This is a genomic window from Microvirga guangxiensis (assembly GCF_900102135.1).
GTDB classification, from domain to species: domain Bacteria; phylum Pseudomonadota; class Alphaproteobacteria; order Rhizobiales; family Beijerinckiaceae; genus Microvirga; species Microvirga guangxiensis.
The window spans coordinates 1-16631 of sequence record NZ_FMVJ01000011.1 but is presented as its reverse complement, the minus strand read 5'-3'; the positions used below and the strand labels follow the sequence as shown (position 1 = coordinate 16631).

Below are 16631 nucleotides of genomic sequence, written 5' to 3'. Positions count from 1 at the left end.
GCACATACGCCGCCGATGGCGAGCATCCGGGGCGAGAGAAAGTCCTCCCGGCGGTTTAAGCCTCGACATTGGAGAACAAAGTCTCATGATGCCATTTCAACCCTTCGACCCCTGATTTGCGACCGATGAAATTCCATGAACTTCTCATGCGTCATGGGCGCGTGATCGGCCTCGGCTTTGCCCTCACCTTCCTGTCCTCCTTTGGGCAGACCTTCTTCATCTCGCTCTCGGGGCCGGATATCCGGGAAACCTTCGGCCTCACGAACGGCGCCTTCGGGCTCATCTATTCCACCGCCACCCTGTGCTCGGGCCTGCTGATGATCTGGGTCGGCGGCGTCATCGACCGCATCGACATCCGCCTCTATGCCACCATCGCTCTTGCAGGCTTGGCGCTCGCCGCTCTCAGTCTTTCGCTTGCGCCGAACGTTCTCATGCTGGGCTTGAGCCTCTTTGCCCTGCGCCTCTTCGGCCAGGGCATGTCGAGCCATGCGGGCGTCATGAGCACGGCCAGGCTTCCAGCGGGAATCCGCGGCCGCGCCACCGGGATTTCCGCCCTCGGCTTTCCAGCCGGCGAAGCCATTCTGCCTGGAACTGTCATCGCGCTCATTGCGATGCTCGGATGGACGGGAGCATGGCGAAGCGCTGCGCTTTTCATTCTCGTCTGCCTGGGCCTCGGCTGGGGCTTGAGCCTTCTCCTGCCTGCGAAGGATCCCGATCCGGACGGGGCGGCGCACGACGCCAGCCAACCGGAGGCGGGGCCGCGTTGGAGCGAGACCTTGCGCGACTGGCGTTTCCTCGCCCTCGTTCCGACCATGATCGGATACCCGGCCATCGTGACGGCCTACTTCTTTCACCAGCGTCTCATTGCCGACATCCAGGGCTGGCCTCTGGAACTGCTGGCGACCAGCATCACCGTCTTCGCTCTCGTTTCCGTGACGGTTGCGATGCTCACAGGCAGCCTCGTCGACAGGTTCGGCGCGGTGCGGCTGAGTCATTTCTATCTGCTCGGGCTGACCGTTGCGTCCGTCATGCTCGCGGGCTTCGACGGGCCGTTTCTGGCGCCCGTTTTCTTCGGGCTGATCGGTCTCTCCGCGGGTGCCACCAACGTCATCATCGCGTCCGTGCTGGCGGAGCTGTTCGGCACGCGGCATCTGGGGAAAATACGCGCTCTGGCCGGAGCGATCATGGTGGTGGCCTCGGCCGCAACGCCGGGCGCCATCGGTTTGCTGTTCGATGCGGGAATAAGCCTTGGCGCGATCGCGCTCGGCTTTGCCGCTTATCTGGTTGCGGCGGCAGGCGTCACATTCGTGCTGCCCAACCCGAGAGCCGTTTGACGGCTCCCGGATCGGTGTTTGGCGTTATGCGGCCGGACGCATGCCGGGCAGCCGTCCCTGCGCCGCCGCAGCGACGAGCGCGGTGAGATCGGGCTTGTCCTCGAAGGCGCCCGTTGCGGATACGAGACCGCGCGCACCATCGAGATAACCCTCTTCCATTTCGAGCGCGAGGAAGCGGTTGCGCTCGTAGGGACCGGGCAGCCAGAGCGAACCGGTCTTCTGGGTGGAGAAGCCGAAGCGCTCGTAATACGGCGCATCGCCGACCAGCAGCACCGCCTTGTGACCGAGATCGGCCGCGCGCTTCAGCGACTCGCGCATGAGCTTGCCGCCGAGGCCGAGGCTCTGCAGCGCGGGATCGATGGCGAGCGGGCCGAGCATCAAGGCTGCGCGGTTCGGACCGGCGGAGACGTGCCACAGGCGCACGGTTCCGACGAGCTCGCCATTCTGCTCGATAGTGAGCGACAGACCGTCCGCAGCCTTGCGGCCCTCGCGCAGGCGCTCGCAGGTCTTCTGGAACCGGGCAGGCCCGAAGCATGTGTCGAGCAGCGTCTCGCGCGCTTCGACATCGTGGAAGGATTCTTCGCGAATCGTGATCATGGCCGTGGCCTCCCAAAACTCGTGGGGTGAGCGACAGCCCTCGCACCGATGAGCATCGTCGCTCATCGGCCGTCCGGGACAACTGTGGTGGAGTTGGTGCCTGCCTCATTCAACGAGGCAGGCGGGACGTGATCAGATCACGTAGGACTTGAGCGGCGGGAAGCCGTTGAACGCGACCGCCGAGTAGGTGGTCGTGTAGGCGCCCGTGCCCTCGATCAGCACCTTGTCGCCGATCTCCAGCGAGACGGGGAGCATGTAGGGCTCCTTCTCGTAGAGAACGTCGGCGGAGTCGCAGGTCGGGCCAGCCAGCACGCACGGAACCTTGCGGTCGTCGTCGCGCTCGCTGCGGATCGGATAGCGGATCGACTCGTCCATCGTCTCGGCGAGACCGCCGAACTTGCCGATGTCGAGATAGACCCAGCGCACCTCGTCCTCATCGCGGCTCTTCTTCGAGACGAGAACGACCTCGGCCTCGATGATGCCCGCGTTGCCGACCATGCCGCGGCCCGGCTCGATGATCGTCTCCGGGATGCGGTTGCCGAAATGCTTCGACAGCGCACGGAAGATCGACTCGCCGTAAGCTTCCACCTGAGGAACCGTCTTCAGGTACTTCGTCGGGAAGCCGCCGCCGAGGTTGACCATCGACAGGTGGATGCCGCGGTCCGCGCACTCGCGGAAGATCGCGGAAGCGGAGCCGAGAGCCTGATCCCAGGCTTCCGTGTTGCCCTGCTGCGAACCCACGTGGAACGACACGCCGTAGGCTTCCAGGCCGAGGCGAACGCCGTGCTCGAGCACGTCGACAGCCATCTCCGGCACGCAGCCGAACTTGCGGGAGAGCGGCCACTCGGCGCCGGCGCCGTCGCACAGGATGCGGCAGAACACCTTCACCTCAGAGGCAGCAACGCCAGCCGTCTCGGCAGCGCGGGCGATCTTCTCCACCTCGGCTTCGCAATCGACCGCATAGAGACGCACACCCATCTCGAGGGCGCGAGCGATGTCGCGCTCCTTCTTGATCGTGTTGCCGAAGGAGATGCGGTCGGGCGTTGCGCCGGCATCCAGCGCGAGCTGGATCTCGACCACGGAGGCCGTGTCGAAGCACGAGCCAAGCTCGGCCAGGAGCTTGAGCACCATCGGGTCGGGGTTCGCCTTCACGGCGTAGAACACGCGCGTGTCAGGGAGCGCACGGGCAAACTTGGAGTAATTGTCGCGCACGACATCGAGGTCGACGACGACGCACGGGCCGTCCTCACGTCGGTTACGCAGGAATTCACGAATGCGCTCAGTCATGGCGCTCTCCCCACCACAGGTTCAATGGAGGTCTTGTCCAGCCTCCGGATTGAAGTTTGGACGGTCAGACAAGCTGCCGCCCGGCGTCAGCGAGAGAAGATGCATCCCGCTTCGTGCGATGGAGACACGACAAGCGCAGATGGGCTCTTCACCCGACGATGCTGCCGTGGATTGGATGGGGAATTCCCGTCCGCACGCCTGGCAATGATAAACAAGCCTCTTCGGTGTCGACCTTTGGAGGGCCAACGAGACCAAAAAAGCCCGTTCGTCGTTGCTTTAAGTCGCGTCCCCCGTTGAGAACGGGGTGCGCCGGTTTTCGCCTCCGGCTGCCGGTTAGGGGTAGTCGAGAGCTAGGATGCTCTCGGGCGGCTGTCCGGCCTCTTGTCCGGATGCCCACCAACCGACACACGACCACAGGCACGTGCGAAATTGGGCAAGCGGGAGATAATCACATTCACCCGGGATCACAAGACCTTTTCGGGCCTTGCACGAAATTTTTTAACCCTCGTTTTGGGTAGGGAATGGCGAGGCTTCTATTCAGGCCCTATTAAGCGGCCCAAGCTCACCCATATCCTATTGTGGCAGCTCCCGAAGCCTGCCTCCCCTTGCACTCAGGAAAGAACCTCTCCCTGCCATGACGCACCTCTCCCGCCGTGCCCTCCTGCAAAGCCTGCTCGCCGCGACCGCTTTCTCCACCTGGGGCGGGGAGGCTCTCGCGCAAGCTCAGCAGAACGGCGCGCCGGCTCCGAACCCGTTCCGATTCGAGGATGTGGTGCGCCGGGCGCGGGAATTGTCGGGCGCCCCGTTCGAGGGGAATGTTGCCCAGCTGCCCGAACCGCTCAACCGGTTGAGCTTCGACGATTACCGCGACATCCGCTTCCGCCCCGACAAGGCCCTGCTCGCCGCCGGGAACGGCCCGTTCCGGATGCAGCTTTTCCATCTCGGCTTCCTTTACCAGCGCCCCGTCACCGTCAACGTCATCCGCGACGGCGTGCCGACCCCGGTGCCCTATCAGCGCGAGCTGTTCGACTACGGACGCAACAAGATCGAGCGACCGCTCCCTGTGAACCTGGGCTTTGCGGGCTTCCGCCTTCATTACCCGCTCAACAATCCCAAAGTGCTCGACGAGCTGATCGCATTCCTCGGCGCGAGCTATTTCCGCTTCCTGGGGCGCGACCAGAAATACGGCCTCTCGGCGCGCGGCCTTGCGATCAACGTGGAGGGCGGGGAGAAGGAAGAGTTTCCGCATTTCCGCGAATTCTGGATCGATATGCCCAAGCCCGACAGCGACCGGGCCACGATCTATGCGCTTCTCGACAGCCCCTCCGTGACCGGGGCCTACCGGTTCGAGGTCTACCCGTCGAAGGAGACCACCCTCGACGTGACGGCAACGCTCTTCCCGCGCCAGCGGCTTGAGAATGTGGGGCTTGCTCCCCTCACCTCCATGTTCTTCGAAGGCGAGAACGACCGGAAGCCCACTGACGATTACCGGCTCGAGATCCACGATTCGGACGGGCTGCTCATGCAATCGGGCGCGGGCGAATGGATCTGGCGCCCGCTGCGCAATCCGAGCGTGAAGAAAATCTCGTCCTTCTCCGACAACAACCCGCGCGGCTTCGGACTGATGCAGCGCGACCGGGTGTTCGAGAACTACCAGGACCTCGAGGCCTATTACCACCAGCGCCCGGGCTATTGGGTGGAGCCGGTGGGCGAATGGGGCGAGGGCTGGGTGGAGCTTGCGGAGATCCCGACCCAGGACGAGACCCACGACAACATTGTGGCCTATTGGCAGCCAGCGAAACCCTACGAGCCGGGCCAGGAGGTGAGCTTCTCCTATCGCCTGCGTGCAGCGGGCGCCATCGGCGCCATGCATCCGGGCGGCAAGGCGGTCAACACCTTCCAGACCCCGCCCCGCGCCAGCGGCTCGAACAGCCCGAGCGACCGCACCCATCGCCGCTTCATCATCGACTTCGCAGGCGGAGACCTCGCCTATTACATGAGCGTGGCGGATCAGGTGCAGCTGGTGCCCACTACTTCCACCGGGCAGATCACTCACACCTTCGTCATGCCGAACGAGCACATCAAGGGCTTCCGTGCCGCGATCGACGTGAAGCTGGAGCCGGGCCAGTCGACGGACCTGCGCGCCTTCCTGAAGGCCGGCAACCGGGCGCTGACCGAAACCTGGACCTATCCCTGGTCCGTGGAGTGAGATCGCGCCTCCCAGGGGAATCCCGGATCGCTTGACGAGTGAGGCGCGCTTCCCTCCCCCTTGCGGGGAGGGATCGAGGGTGGGGGTCGGATAGTCGGAACGCTTTGCTGATCCAGGAAGCCTGGCAGCCCTACCTTGTCATAGCCGGGCTTGTCCGCATCATCCACGTCTTTACGCCCTCTGTCCTCATCCTGAGGAGCAGCGCAGCTGCGTCTCGAAGGAGGGTCCAGTGCACTCTGGATCCTCCTTCGAGACGGCCCTTCAGGCCTCCTCAGGATGAGGCCGAGCGTGAGGGGGCGAGGGTCAAAGGTCGCAAAGTCGGAACGCTGCGCTTCATCCAGAACGCCCGACAATCCTACAGCAGATCCCCTCTCCCGGGTGGGAGAGGGGCAGGGGTGAGGGCCCCCCCCTGTCCGGAGAAGGCAGTCCCTCACCCGGAGCTGCGCTCCGACCTCTCCCACCCGGGAGAGGTCTTCCTGTGTCTCGCTGGGTCATCCGCTCACCCGGTCAATCGACCCCCACCCCTGCCCCTCCCCGCAAGGGGGAGGGAACCCGTGCCTTACCCAAGCACAGCAGCGGATGCAATGTTCTTACTTTGTTCTTGACTTTGGTCCTAACCTGAGCTATAGCTGTGGGCATCCGGCTCCAGGAGGGGCGCGCTCGCGAGGCGTCGTGAATGATGGGAGCCGGAGCGGTCCTATGCAGGTGCTGACGCAGCGCCTGGATGGGAGGCCCATCGCTGCAAGATGCGGTGTACGCCTAAACAAACCGTGCGCGAGGAGCCGTCGGGTTCTTCACACACTAGACACCCGAGCCGGACGCCTCCTCGCGCCCTCCCTCGTCCCATCACCCTCGGAGCTACAGCTCGCGAGGACACTTCCGCTTGCTCTTTGACATTCATGCCCGCTCTTTTCCGATTTCCCTTGCAGGGATTGGCCCACCGCAAGCGGCCTTGCCAAGCGCGTCGGAACCGCGCAGAACCGGGCCCTGAATGCGCACGGATCGGCTGTGTCGAGGCAAGGGCGAATGCGATGAAGCGGAATGCTTGGGCAGCAGGGCTGCTGATGTTTCTGGCCGGCTCGGCCGTGGCACAACCGGCCTTGCGCGAAGCCACTTTCGGCACCAACTGGCTCGCCCAAGCCGAGCACGGTGGCTATTATCAGGCGCTCGCCGACGGCACGTACGAGAAATACGGCCTGAAGGTCACCATCGTTCCGGGCGGCCCGCGCGCCAACAACCGCATGCTCATGAGCGTCGGCAAACTCGACTTCTACATGGGCGGCAGCCTGATTCAGGCCTTCTCCGCCGTGGAGAAGAACATTCCGACCCTCGTCGTCGCGGCCCATTTCCAGAAAGACCCGCAGGTTCTCATGAGCCATCCGGGCAACGGACTCGACACCTTCGACGATCTCAAGAAATCGAACGACATCCTGCTCTCGAAGGATGGCTCGGCCACCTTCTTCCAATGGATGAAGGCGGAGTTCGGCTTCAGGGACGAACAGGTGAAGCCCTACGGTTTCAGCCCCGCGCCCTTCATCGCCAACAGCAGGTCCGTGCAGCAGGGCTACGTCACATCCGACCCGCTGGTGATCGAAAAGACCGCCGGATTCAAACCCAACGTTTTCCTGCTCGCCGATCACGGCTTCAGCACCTACTCGACCACGGTGGAGACACGGCGCGACGTGGCGGAGAAGGATGCCGACCTCGTGCAGCGCTTCGTCGACGCCTCAACCATCGGCTGGTACAATTATCTTTACCGCGACAATGCGAAGGGCAACGCGCTCATCAAGCGCGACAACCCTGAGATGACCGACGAGATCCTCAGCTACGCCGTGGCGAAGATGAAGGAACACGGCATCGCCGATTCGGGCGACGCGCAGAAGCACGGCATCGGCGCCATGTCGGATGAACGCATGAAGGATTTCTTCGACAAGATGGTCAAAGCCGGTCTCTTCAAGGCCGACCTCGATTACACGAAGGCTTACACGCTCCGGTTCGTGAACAAGGGCGTCGGGCTTGAGCTGAAGAAGTAAGACCCGCTCCCATCCAGACCGAACATCGTATGACCGCATCCACGCTCGTTTCGCTCGATCATGTGAGCAAGGTTTTTGCCAACGGCGTGGCGGCCCTTGGGCATTTCGATCTTCATGTGCGCGAGGGCGATTTCATTTCCCTCCTCGGTCCGTCGGGCTGCGGGAAATCGACGGTGCTGCGGCTGATCGCAGGCCTGACCGAACCCACATCGGGGAGCGTTTCCTGGCCCGGCTGCAATGAAGCGGATCATCGCAGCGAAATCGGCTTCGTGTTTCAGGAACCGACCCTCATGCCCTGGGCCGATGTGGCGGATAACGTGTGGCTGCCCCTGCGCCTGCGCGGCGTTTCGCGGTGGGAGGCGAGAGAGCGCATCGCGGAGAGCCTCGCGCTTGTCGGGCTGAAGGATTTCGCCAAAGCCTATCCGCGCGAATTGTCCGGCGGCATGAAGATGCGCGTGTCCATCGCTCGCGCGCTCAGCGTGAAACCGCGCCTTCTTCTGATGGACGAGCCCTTCGCGGCGCTCGATGAAATCACGCGCTTCAAGCTGAACGACGATTTGCTCACGTTGCAATCCGAGCTGAACTGCACCGTCGTGTTCGTGACGCATTCGGTTTACGAGAGCGCCTATCTCTCGAACCGCATCGCGGTTCTGACGCCGCGCCCGGGCCGCGTCATCGCCGAGATTGCGGGAGTTCCCGTGCAGGAACGCGGCAGCGATTTCCGGACGAGCATGCCCTATGCGGAACTATGCCGGCAGGTATCGCAGATCCTCACGCGCAATCTTGCGGATGGGGGCATGGCATGACGCGCAATCCGCTGAAGCTCGTTCTGCCGCTCACGGTTTTTGTCGCAGCGATCGCGTTCTGGGAGCTTTACGTGCGCATGGCCGCCGTGCCTCCCTATATCCTTCCCGCGCCCAGCCTCATCGCAGCGACGATGAAAGACGATTGGCCTCTCCTTTCGTCGTCTCTCATGACGACACTGGAGACCACGCTTGCCGCACTCGTCCTTGCCGTGATCGGCGGCGTTGCCCTGGCAATGGCGCTGAGCCTTTCGCGCATCGTCGAGTATTCGCTCTATCCCTTCGCCGTCGTGCTGCAGGTGACGCCCGTGATCGCGATTGCACCCCTGCTGCTGATCTACATGCCGCAGGACGTTGCGGTGCTGGCCTGCGCTTGGCTCGTCGCCTTCTTTCCGATCCTGTCGAACACGATGCTGGGACTGCAATCCGTGGACAGGAACCTGCTGGAGCTGTTCCAGCTCTACGGCGCGTCAGCGCGGCAGGATTGGAGGGCCCGCCTTCGCTCCCGCCTGAAGGCCTTCTGGCATCTGCGCCGCCCGGCAGCCCTGCCCGCTTTCCTCGCGGGGTTGCGGATCGCAGGCGGGCTCTCTCTCATCGGCGCCGTCGTGGCCGAAATGGCGGCAGGTTCCGCGGGAGCCGGGTCGGGATTGGCCTATCGCATCATCGAAAGCCAGTACCGACTCAACATCCCCCGCCTTTTCGCGGCCCTCGTTCTCTTGGCGCTGACGGGTGTAGCACTATTTCTTTTCTTGAGCCTCCTGACCCGCTTTCTGCTGCGGCATTGGCACGAAAGCGCGCTTCCCCGGGAGGTATGATGCGAGATCTGTTGATGGAAGACGGATCGGTCATCGAAACGTCATGAGTTCCTGCTCATGGTGATATAACGACGAGCACCAGAGGAATCTCGCATGGACAAGGACATCATTCATCCGGGCGTCAAAAGCGTCGGCTGGGCCCTCGTCCAGGCATCGCGCCTCCACCGCAGCCGCACAGGCGACAAGCTCTCCGAGCTCGGCCTCTTCGCGGGGCAGGAGCAGGTTCTCCAGGCCCTCGCCAGCTCCGGCCCCATGACCATGGGCGATCTTGCTGCCATTCTGCGCGTGCGCCCGCCCACAGCCTCCAAGACAGTGTCGCGCCTTTCCTCCCTCAAGCTCGTCGAGCGCCACACGGAGCCGGGTGACGCGCGCGTCGTTCGCGTGAAGCTCACCAAGGAAGGCAAGCGCAAGGCCGCCGCCATCGATGCCATCTGGGACGAGGTGGAAGCCGAGCTTCTCGCAGGCTTCGACAACAAGGACCGCAAACGCCTCCGCAAGCTGCTGCGCAAGGCCGCCAAGAACCTCGCCGGAATCACCGGCGCCGATCAGACCGGCTTCGAGGCCGAGGACGATCTGGAGGATCTGGGCAACGAAGAGCCTGAGCTCGCGGCAACCGCCTAAATGTCATCCAGAGTTCTTTAGGCTTCACACCACGCGCTCCATCGCATCCGGCTCGAACTTGCTCTATCGTGACCTGACGAGACAGCAGGAGCCAAGCCCTTTCCAATGAGCGACGAGCCGATCAGCAGTCTGCCGGGAGTAGGCCCTGTCACCCAGGGCTGGCTCGAGGAGGCTGGCATTCGCACCATCTCGGATCTTGAGGCGATCGGCTCCGTAGAGGCCTATCGCCGTCTCAAGTTCATGCAGCCCCGCCGCGTCACTCTCAACGCCCTCTACGGGTTGGAGGCTGCGATGCGCGGTTGTCATTGGCTTGATCTGCCCCAGGATGTGAAGAGAGCCCTGCAGCAACAGGCCAAAGCAGTGGATGCAGCTTTTCACCGAGGCCCCGCATCGCGCTGCACACCTATCTGATGACGAGAGAAGAAAGCACCATGAGCAAAGCCGACATCCTCATGACCGCCCCGATGATGCCTGTCGTCGTCGATGCTCTTGAGAAGGCCTCGAATCTGCACCGGCTTTGGGAGCATCCGGATCGGGAAAGCTTTCTGCGCGAGGTCGGCCCACGCATTCGCGGTGTCGCGACCAGCACCCTGTTCGGCCGCATGGATGCAAGCCTGTTCGAGTCCCTGCCCAATCTCGAAATCGTTTCGAGCTTCGGCGTGGGCTACGACAATGTGGATGTGGCGGAGGCCGCCAAGCGTGGGGTGATCGTCACCAACACGCCCGATGTGCTCAACGATGAGGTCGCGGACCTCACTCTCGGCCTTCTGCTGTCCACCTTGCGCAAGATCCCGCAGGCGGACCGCTATCTGCGCGAAGGGAAGTGGCTGAAAGCCCCCTTCCCTCTCTCGCCGACCTTACGCGAGCGCAAGATCGGCATCGTCGGTCTGGGGCGCATCGGCAAAGCCATCGCGAAACGCCTCGAAGGCTTCGGCGTAAGCATCTCCTACCATGGACGCACGCGGCAGGAGGATGTTGCGTACACCTATCATCCGACACTCGTCGGCATGGCCGAGGCATGTGACGTGCTGATCGTCATCACGCCGGGCGGCGCCGGCACGAAGCACCTCATCAATGCGGATGTGCTGAAGGCCCTTGGCCCCACCGGCGTTCTCATCAACGTGGCGCGGGGCAGCGTGGTCGACGAGCAGGCGCTGATCGACGCGCTGAAATCCGGCACCATCCTCACCGCAGGCCTCGACGTTTATGACGATGAGCCCCGCGTTCCGCAGGAGTTGATCGATATGGAGCATGTGGTGCTTCTGCCCCACATCGCCTCTGGCTCTGTTCATACGCGCAACGCCATGGGCCAGCTCGTCGCCGACAACCTCATTGCATGGTTCAACGGCAAGGGCCCGCTGACGCCTGTAGCGGAGACGCCTTATACGAAGGCTTAAAGCGCGAAGCCGCCGTCCACCATGTGGATGTGGCCTGTCGTGTAGCTCGACTCATCGGAGGCAAGGTAGACGGCTAGCGTCGCCACCTCCTCCGGCGTTCCCAGCCGCCCCATGGGTTGCCGCTCGATGAAGGCCTGCCGCACCGCCTCGACGCTTTGGCCGGAGCTTGCGGCCAAGGCACCGATGCGCTCATCGAGCGATGGCGATTGCACAGTGCCTGGGCAGATGGCGTTGGCACGGATACCCTGCTTGATGAAGTCGATGGCCACTGCCTTGGTAAGGCCGATGACCGCGGCTTTCGACGCGCCGTAAGCATAGCGGTTCGGAAGACCGCGCACGGAGGAAGCGCCGGACGAAATGTTGATGATCGATCCGCCGCCGATATCGAGCATGCCCGGCACAACAGCCTTGATGGTGCGGTGCATGGATTTCACGTTGAGATCGAACGAGAGATCCCAGTCCTCGTCGGAGCATTCGAGTACGGTGCCGTGATGCACGAAGCCGACTGCGTTCACGAGTACGTCGAACGCTCCGGCCTCATTCACCAGCGCTTCGATGGCAGCACTTGAGCGGACATCGAGCTTGCGCTGCGTTGCCCCCTCAAGTTCTTCAAGTTTCGCCTCGTCGATGTCCGTAGCCCAAACCTGTGCTCCTTCGCGCAGAAATGCCTGCGCGATGGCACGTCCAATTCCCTGGCCTGCCGCCGTGACGAGGGCGGTTTTGCCTCTCAGCCGATCCGTCATGTCATCATCAATGGTTATCCCGTGGCACCCCGTAGGTCTGCGCGACCTTCTGGTATTTCACCGCCGGCTTCAGCGTCATGCCTTCGGACAACTGATCGACCATCGAGCGCTGGATCTCCTGCCACGGCGTCTGGCTCGCCGGATAGGCATAGCCGCCACGCGCTTCGAGATCGGCACGGCGTTTCTCCAGCTCTTCGCTCGAAACGAGAATGTCGGCTGTGCGCTTGTTGAGATCGATGCGAACACGGTCGCCTGTCTGGAGCAGCGCCAGGCCGCCGCCCGCCGCCGCCTCGGGCGAGGCGTTGAGGATGGACGGTGTGCCGGACGTGCCGGACTGACGCCCGTCACCGATGCAGGGCAGCGAGAGGACGCCGCGCTTGATGAGCGCGCCTGGGGGCTGCATGTTCACCACTTCCGCCGCGCCGGGATATCCTATGGGGCCTGCACCACGCATAATGAGGATCGTATGCTCGTCGATGTTGAGCGACGGATCGTCGAGGCGGTGATGATAATCCTCCGGTCCATCGAACACCACGACGCGCCCTTCGAATGCGTTAGGGTCGTTCGGGTTATTGAGATACCGCTCCTGGAATTCCTGACTGATCACGCTCGTCTTCATGATCGCGGAATCGAACAGGGATCCCTTGAGATTCAGGAAGCCCGCCTTCTCCTTCAGCGGATTGTCATAGGAGCGGATGACATCGTGATCCCAGGTATGCTTGCCCTTGCAGTTCTCGCCGATGGTCGTACCCGTACAGGTAATTGCATCCTCGTGAATCTTGCCGGCCCCGATGAGCTCGGCAATCACTGCAGGCAGGCCACCTGCTCTGAAGTATTCCTCGCCGAGATATTCACCCGCCGGCTGCACGTTCACGAGGAGGGGGATCTCGAAGCCGATGCGCTCCCAATCGTCGTTGCTGAGCGGAACGCCAATATGCTTTGCAATGGCATTGATGTGGATCGGCGCGTTGGTCGAGCCGCCTATGGCAGCGTTCGCAACGATCACATTCTCGAATGCCTCGCGCGTCATGATGTCGGACGGTTTCAAATCCTCCCACACCATGTCCACGATGCGCTTGCCCGTCTCGTAAGCCATCTGTCCGCGTTCGCGATACGGCGCGGGAATGGCAGCGGATCCCGGCAGTGACATGCCGAGAGCTTCTGCCAGCGCATTCATGGTGGAAGCCGTACCCATGGTGTTGCAATGGCCCACGGAGGGAGCGGAGGAGCCGACAATATCCATGAACTGCTGATAGTCGATATCGCCCGCCGCGTGGCGCTCGCGCGCCTTCCACACGATAGTGCCCGAACCGGTGCGCTCACCATGGTGCCAGCCGTTGAGCATGGGGCCGACATTCAACGAGATCGCGGGAATGTTCACGGTCGCCGCCGCCATTAGGCAAGCGGGCATGGTCTTGTCACAGCCGGTGAGCAGCACGACACCGTCGAGCGGATAGCCATAGAGAACTTCCACCAGGGAGAGGTAGGCAAGGTTGCGGTCAAGGCATGCCGTCGGGCGCTTACCTGTTTCCTGAATCGGATGGCACGGAAACTCGAAGGCGACGCCGCCTGCCGCCGTGATGCCATCCCGCACGCGCTTAGCCAGCTCAAGGTGATGCCTGTTGCATGGCGAGAGATCGGATCCTGTCTGAGCAATGCCGATAATCGGCTTCTTACCCTGCAGCTCCTTGCCGGTCAGACCGAAGTTCAGATAGCGCTCGAGATAAAGCGCAGTCATGCCGGGGTTATCCGGGTTGTCGAACCAAAGGCGGGAGCGAAGCTGATCGGGGGTGCGGCGGTGGGGCCTGTCAGCCATGCTTGGATCCTTTTTGAATGTTCAGGCGCTCTGACGCCTTATGTGGTGCAGGTCAGAAGGCGCGTCCAACCGACCTTGCGAGATGGATGCGCTCTTCGTGGAATCTTTCGAAAGTAATCGAATGCCAAATCGCCATGGAAGCAAGCCGACTTTCGCATAAATCATACAAATTAAATTGAAACATTGTTATAGACAAGAGATCGGGCTATCGTCGCTGCAACGTTCAAGAATCCAGTTGGCCGATCATGCTCAAAGCCTTCGTTCTCGCATCCGCTCTCAGCATCCCGATATCGGCTCTTGCCGATCCATGTCCGAATGCCCAAACGGCCAAGCAAGGTTTTATACTGGAGCGTCAAGGCACAAAGGCAAACGTGCGTCCAGCTTCGGATCACTTCATTCATGTAACGAACCACTATCCCAGCGGGAAGAAGCAGGACGTCATCTATTACAAGGGCCTGTTGCCGATCAGTCGCTTTGACGACACCACGCAAAGTATCTCCATTCCCGTTTCGGATGTCAGAACCGTCTTCCCACTCACGTTGAAGGCCCGCCGTGCAGTAACCTATGCACCGGCTACTCCGAGCAAGGTAGGCGCGCTGGTATCCCTCGAACTTACGGTGATGGGCATGGAAGAGATCGGGATCGGGTCCTGCTCCTATGAGGTGCTCGCGGTTCACCACCGGTACATGAATGCGGAAGGCAAGACGACCTCCGAGCATACGGACCTGTACTCCCCTGCTCTGGGTTTCGTACTTGCCAAGCGCTATCCTGAAAGGGGCGGTCGGCATACGCTTGTGCAGTACCAGAGCATCAAACCGCTCGGGCGCGGACCCTTCTGAGCTCAGAGCAAGCCGCCTGCCGTTTCGTCGATCTGTGTCCGCGTTGCTTGATCGAGATCGAGCGCCTCAGCTAACTGATTCAGGAATTCCCGCTCCTGAATCGTATCAGGATCGATTGCGATGCGCGCCGCGGCGTAAACCTGAGCCGCCTTCTCAGGATCGTTCACATTGGCGGCCAGCTCCTCGACGTCGGCGGGCGAAGCCATTTCCCGCTCGAGCCATCCGCTTGCCTGGGGGTCGATTCCGGCTTCAGTGAGGCCTTTGACAATACGCGAACGCTCGGCCTCGTCGATCCTGCCGTCCGACGCGGCCGCAGCCACCATCGTGCGCAAGAAGAGCAACGCATCATCCTCGGTCTGTGAAACGGGATGGAAGCGCGAGGCTTCCGGGAGGCTGAGCACAGCTTGCTCGATAGCGCCGCCATCTGACGCGCTCAACTCGGCTGCGCCCTGTCCTGCATTCTGGGCCGCGGCAACTCCACCGACTTGCTGCTTCTGATAAGCGCGATATGCCAAACCACCGATCAACGCCAAGCCCCCGAGCTTGACAAGATTTCCCGTGAGCTTTCCCTTCTTGCGCCGACCGAACAGAAGGCCTGCAAGGCCGACGAGGGCGGCCTGAGCCACACCGGGGTGCTGGGTGGCCAGATCCTTCGCCTTCTGCAGAAGCTGCTCGGGAGACTGACCGGCAAGCTGCGTAACACTTTTCTCGAGTTGCTGCCCCAAGCCGCCCTGTTGCGCTCTCGCGTCCAAGGCATCAGGGGAACTTTGTCGGCCCTGCTGCCCATCGGCGCGACCGAGAGTACCGACGAAAGCATCCAGCAATTTCTTGTAGTCGACCATGCGAACCTCCTGCCCATTCAACGCCAAAGCAAGAACACAACGGAGGGGCCGCAGAATGGTTCAGGTTTAGCTCCGCAAGGAAGCTGCATCCTTTGCGAGCCTCTCGATCCTGGCGAAGTCGCCATCCCTGATCGCATCAGAGGGAGTCACCCAGGTGCCGCCGACGCAGACCACATTGGGAAGCGACAGGTAAGAAGCTGCACTTGCTCGATCGATCCCACCTGTCGGACAGAAGCGCAGATCAGGCAGAGGCCCATAGACGGATTTCAGCCATGCCGGGCCGCCGGAAACGGCCGCTGGAAAAAACTTCAAGTACTTGAAGCCCAGCTCAGCGAGGGTCATTGCCTCGGAAACCGTAGCGCAGCCAGGCATAACGGGGATGGCAGACTCACTTAGGGCTTCCGCGAGTTTCAGAGATGTTCCGGGCGTGACAATAAACTTTGCTCCCGCGTCGTTCACCTCCTGAATTTGGCTGCGCGTCAGCACTGTCCCGGCAGCGACCACGGCTTCGGGCACAGCCTTCGCAATCGCACTAATCGCATCAAGAGCAGCTGGGGTCCTGAGTGTGACCTCGATCACGGGCAGCCCCGCACGCACCAGTGCCTGCGCCAGATCAATGCTGTTCCGCGCATCATCAATGGTCACGACTGGAATGACAGGCGCCAATCGCAGATAGTCACGGAGAACATTTCCGTCAGTAGTCATGCCGCTGGCCCTTGTGATTGCTAGTAGGAATGACGGTTTTAGAACTCTGCAGCATTTCTGCCAAGGCACGCGGCTGATATCTTGGTTCTAGCAGCTGCAATACCAATTGCCTGCCGCATGCGATTGCGCTGCGGCTTGTCCCAGGGATGCCAGTTGAGGGGTTGATCCGGACGGGGTCTCGGACGGTTTTGTCCTATCTCACCAAGCCGGTGGTCGATCACGCGGTGCGGGCGTTTCGGGAGGAATGAGGGTTTCTTCTGCCTTCTCACAGGGTCCGGATACGACGAAGCCCTCGCTGGGGTTACCAGGCGAGGGCTGTTGTGTTTGGTTGCGGGGACAGGATTTGAACCTGTGACCTTCAGGTTATGAGCCTGACGAGCTACCGGGCTGCTCCACCCCGCGTCACTCAGGGCCGGTGTGGCAGGCCACACCGGCAAGAGGGAAGACAAACACAAACCGCGGCGCTTGTTTTCACAAGACACCGCGGTGTGGTTGTCAAAAGATGTAAAGAGGCGTTTGTCCTTGGCAGGCCCGGCAATGACCTACTCTCCCGGGTCTTGAGACACAGTACCATCGGCGCTGAGGAGTTT

At 62.1% G+C, this 16631-nt stretch carries 15 protein-coding genes and 1 tRNA gene; 9 read left to right on the top strand and 7 right to left on the bottom strand.

Annotated features, from left to right (window positions below; translation table 11 throughout):
* Positions 1–125: 125 nt before the first annotated feature.
* Positions 126–1334, top strand: coding sequence for an MFS transporter (locus tag BLP10_RS17210; RefSeq protein ID WP_091137346.1), 1209 nt, complete (start codon positions 126–128; stop codon positions 1332–1334).
* A 24-nt stretch (positions 1335–1358) separates the two neighbouring features.
* Here BLP10_RS17210 and BLP10_RS17205 read toward each other — a convergent pair whose 3' ends face one another.
* Together BLP10_RS17205 and BLP10_RS17200 are read right to left on the bottom strand one after the other, a co-directional pair.
* Positions 1359–1931: a GNAT family N-acetyltransferase gene (locus BLP10_RS17205; RefSeq protein WP_091137343.1), complete on the bottom strand. Its 573-nt coding sequence runs from the start codon at positions 1929–1931 to the stop codon at positions 1359–1361.
* 132 nt (positions 1932–2063) lie between these two features.
* Entirely contained in the window at positions 2064–3218 is a 1155-nt protein-coding gene (locus tag BLP10_RS17200) for a type III PLP-dependent enzyme (RefSeq protein WP_091137341.1), read from the bottom strand.
* A 634-nt stretch (positions 3219–3852) separates the two neighbouring features.
* Here BLP10_RS17200 and BLP10_RS17195 point away from each other — a divergent pair.
* The 7 genes from BLP10_RS17195 (at position 3853) to BLP10_RS17165 (ending at position 11096) form a co-directional block, all read left to right on the top strand.
* On the top strand, positions 3853–5427 hold the full coding sequence (locus BLP10_RS17195; RefSeq protein ID WP_091137338.1) for an OpgD/OpgG family glucan biosynthesis protein: 1575 nt from the start codon (positions 3853–3855) through the stop codon (positions 5425–5427).
* Between the two features lie 1031 nt (positions 5428–6458).
* On the top strand, positions 6459–7460 hold the full coding sequence (locus BLP10_RS17190; RefSeq protein WP_091137336.1) for an ABC transporter substrate-binding protein: 1002 nt from the start codon (positions 6459–6461) through the stop codon (positions 7458–7460).
* Positions 7461–7489: 29 nt separating this feature from the next.
* On the top strand, positions 7490–8266 hold the full coding sequence (locus BLP10_RS17185; RefSeq protein ID WP_091137333.1) for an ABC transporter ATP-binding protein: 777 nt from the start codon (positions 7490–7492) through the stop codon (positions 8264–8266).
* Positions 8263–9078: an ABC transporter permease gene (locus BLP10_RS17180; RefSeq protein ID WP_091137330.1), complete on the top strand. Its 816-nt coding sequence runs from the start codon at positions 8263–8265 to the stop codon at positions 9076–9078. Before BLP10_RS17185 ends, BLP10_RS17180 begins: the two co-directional genes overlap by 4 nt.
* A 93-nt stretch (positions 9079–9171) precedes the next feature.
* A complete protein-coding gene (locus BLP10_RS17175; protein WP_091137327.1) occupies positions 9172–9699 on the top strand; it encodes a MarR family winged helix-turn-helix transcriptional regulator in 528 nt (175 codons plus the stop codon).
* A 105-nt stretch (positions 9700–9804) separates the two neighbouring features.
* Complete coding sequence (locus tag BLP10_RS17170; RefSeq protein ID WP_091137324.1) at positions 9805–10110, top strand: TfoX/Sxy family protein; 306 nt, start codon at positions 9805–9807, stop codon at positions 10108–10110.
* Positions 10111–10130: 20 nt separating this feature from the next.
* The gene (locus BLP10_RS17165; RefSeq protein ID WP_091137617.1) at positions 10131–11096 is read left to right on the top strand and encodes a 2-hydroxyacid dehydrogenase; all 966 of its coding nucleotides are present in this window, start codon (positions 10131–10133) and stop codon (positions 11094–11096) included.
* On the opposite strand, the gene BLP10_RS17160 is transcribed toward BLP10_RS17165, so the two are convergent.
* A complete protein-coding gene (locus tag BLP10_RS17160) occupies positions 11093–11839 on the bottom strand; it encodes an SDR family oxidoreductase (RefSeq protein WP_091137321.1) in 747 nt (248 codons plus the stop codon). The genes BLP10_RS17165 and BLP10_RS17160 overlap by 4 nt on opposite strands.
* A gap of 7 nt (positions 11840–11846) precedes the next feature.
* Positions 11847–13655: an IlvD/Edd family dehydratase gene (locus BLP10_RS17155; RefSeq protein ID WP_091137318.1), complete on the bottom strand. Its 1809-nt coding sequence runs from the start codon at positions 13653–13655 to the stop codon at positions 11847–11849.
* A 371-nt stretch (positions 13656–14026) separates the two neighbouring features.
* On the opposite strand from BLP10_RS17155, the gene BLP10_RS17150 reads away from it, so the two are divergent.
* Positions 14027–14494 (top strand): hypothetical protein, encoded by a 468-nt coding sequence (locus BLP10_RS17150; protein WP_139165531.1) that lies wholly within the window; start codon positions 14027–14029, stop codon positions 14492–14494.
* 2 nt (positions 14495–14496) lie between these two features.
* Here the strand turns inward: BLP10_RS17150 and BLP10_RS17145 are convergent, their stop codons facing one another.
* The 3 genes from BLP10_RS17145 to BLP10_RS17135 form a co-directional block, all read right to left on the bottom strand.
* Entirely contained in the window at positions 14497–15336 is an 840-nt protein-coding gene (locus BLP10_RS17145) for a tellurite resistance TerB family protein (protein WP_091137311.1), read from the bottom strand.
* A 66-nt stretch (positions 15337–15402) separates the two neighbouring features.
* Positions 15403–16041 (bottom strand): bifunctional 4-hydroxy-2-oxoglutarate aldolase/2-dehydro-3-deoxy-phosphogluconate aldolase, encoded by a 639-nt coding sequence (gene eda / locus BLP10_RS17140; RefSeq protein WP_091137308.1) that lies wholly within the window; start codon positions 16039–16041, stop codon positions 15403–15405.
* Positions 16042–16366: 325 nt separating this feature from the next.
* Positions 16367–16443, bottom strand: a tRNA-Met gene (locus BLP10_RS17135).
* Between the last annotated feature and the right edge of the window lie 188 nt (positions 16444–16631).

Coding starts and splice junctions, on each gene's coding strand:
- BLP10_RS17160 (WP_091137321.1), bottom strand. CDS start 11,839: ATGACGGATCGGCTGAGAGGCAAAACCGCCCTCGTCACGGCGGCAGGC.
- BLP10_RS17175 (WP_091137327.1), top strand. CDS start 9,172: ATGGACAAGGACATCATTCATCCGGGCGTCAAAAGCGTCGGCTGGGCC.
- eda (WP_091137308.1), bottom strand. CDS start 16,041: ATGACTACTGACGGAAATGTTCTCCGTGACTATCTGCGATTGGCGCCT.
- BLP10_RS17195 (WP_091137338.1), top strand. CDS start 3,853: ATGACGCACCTCTCCCGCCGTGCCCTCCTGCAAAGCCTGCTCGCCGCG.
- BLP10_RS17185 (WP_091137333.1), top strand. CDS start 7,490: ATGACCGCATCCACGCTCGTTTCGCTCGATCATGTGAGCAAGGTTTTT.
- BLP10_RS17180 (WP_091137330.1), top strand. CDS start 8,263: ATGACGCGCAATCCGCTGAAGCTCGTTCTGCCGCTCACGGTTTTTGTC.
- BLP10_RS17190 (WP_091137336.1), top strand. CDS start 6,459: ATGAAGCGGAATGCTTGGGCAGCAGGGCTGCTGATGTTTCTGGCCGGC.
- BLP10_RS17200 (WP_091137341.1), bottom strand. CDS start 3,218: ATGACTGAGCGCATTCGTGAATTCCTGCGTAACCGACGTGAGGACGGC.
- BLP10_RS17155 (WP_091137318.1), bottom strand. CDS start 13,655: ATGGCTGACAGGCCCCACCGCCGCACCCCCGATCAGCTTCGCTCCCGC.
- BLP10_RS17170 (WP_091137324.1), top strand. CDS start 9,805: ATGAGCGACGAGCCGATCAGCAGTCTGCCGGGAGTAGGCCCTGTCACC.
- BLP10_RS17210 (WP_091137346.1), top strand. CDS start 126: ATGAAATTCCATGAACTTCTCATGCGTCATGGGCGCGTGATCGGCCTC.
- BLP10_RS17145 (WP_091137311.1), bottom strand. CDS start 15,336: ATGGTCGACTACAAGAAATTGCTGGATGCTTTCGTCGGTACTCTCGGT.
- BLP10_RS17205 (WP_091137343.1), bottom strand. CDS start 1,931: ATGATCACGATTCGCGAAGAATCCTTCCACGATGTCGAAGCGCGCGAG.
- BLP10_RS17165 (WP_091137617.1), top strand. CDS start 10,131: ATGAGCAAAGCCGACATCCTCATGACCGCCCCGATGATGCCTGTCGTC.